The organism is Streptomyces sp. 8K308, assembly GCF_004348315.1.
Classification (GTDB): domain Bacteria; phylum Actinomycetota; class Actinomycetes; order Streptomycetales; family Streptomycetaceae; genus Streptomyces.
Window position 1 is genome coordinate 1 of record NZ_SMKC01000656.1, and the last position, 1,004, is coordinate 1,004.

Below are 1,004 nucleotides of genomic sequence, written 5' to 3' on the forward strand. Positions count from 1 at the left end.
GCTTCCGGGCGCGCGGGACCGCGCCGGCTCAGACCCTGATGACCTGGGGGCCCAGCAGCGAGTAACGGTGCGCCTCGGCCGAGCTGAGGCTGGTGCTGGTGACGATCACGTCCAGGTCGTGGATGTCCGCGAAGCGGCAGAAGCCGGCGGCGCCGAACTTGGTGTGGATGCCGGCGAACACCCGCCGCCGCGAGGCGAGCACGGCCTGCCGCTTGACCTCGCCGACCGCCGGGTCAGGGGTGGTCAGGCCGTGGGTGCGGGAGATGCCGTTGGCGCCGATGAACGCCAGGTCGATCACAAACCCGGCGAGCATCCGGGCGGTCCAGTGGTCGACGGTGGCCAGCGTGCCGCCGCGCACCCGGCCGCCGAGCAGCAGCACGGTGAAGCCCTCGACGGCGGCGAGTTGGCCGGCGACGGCGAGGGAGGCGGTCACCACGGTCAATTGGCGGTCGCGCGGCAGGTTCTCGGCGATGAGCTGGGGGGTGAAGCCCTCGTCGATGAACACGGTCTCGGCCTCGCCGGTGAGTTCGGCCGCGGCGGCGGCGATCCGCCGCTTCTCCGGCACGTGCCGGGTGGCGCGCAGGGCGAGGGTCGTCTCGAAACCAGCGCTCTCCACGGGGTAGGCGCCGCCGTGGGTGCGCCGCAGGAGACCGTGCGCCTCCAGTACCCGAAGGTCGCGGCGGACGGTCTCCTTCGCGACGCCCAGCTCCTCGGCGAGGTGCGTGACCTCGACGGAACCGGCCCGTCTGGCGGCCCCGACGATGGCGCGCTGACGCTCTTCTGCCGACATGCCTGCCTCCCCGCGGCCAGTCCGACTCTGCCCTTCTGCATGCCCGATTGGGCCCGCACGCAGAGTTGTACCGTCGTGGTACGGGTCTGAACAGTCACGAGGTCTGAATTATCACGCCCGAATGTGACCGTTCGACGACGCGGCACCCGAGCCGCCGACCCGTCGTTGACCGGGCGGAACGCCCCACCCACCGCCGCCGTACGCCCCACCGAAC

Annotated in this window: 1 protein-coding gene; it reads right to left on the minus strand. The window is 72.0% G+C overall.

What is annotated here, in order from left to right:
* Window positions 1-28: 28 nt before the first annotated feature.
* Window positions 29-790, minus strand: coding sequence for a DeoR/GlpR family DNA-binding transcription regulator (locus E1265_RS36470; RefSeq protein WP_132935213.1), 762 nt, complete (start codon window positions 788-790; stop codon window positions 29-31).
* Between the last annotated feature and the right edge of the window lie 214 nt (window positions 791-1,004).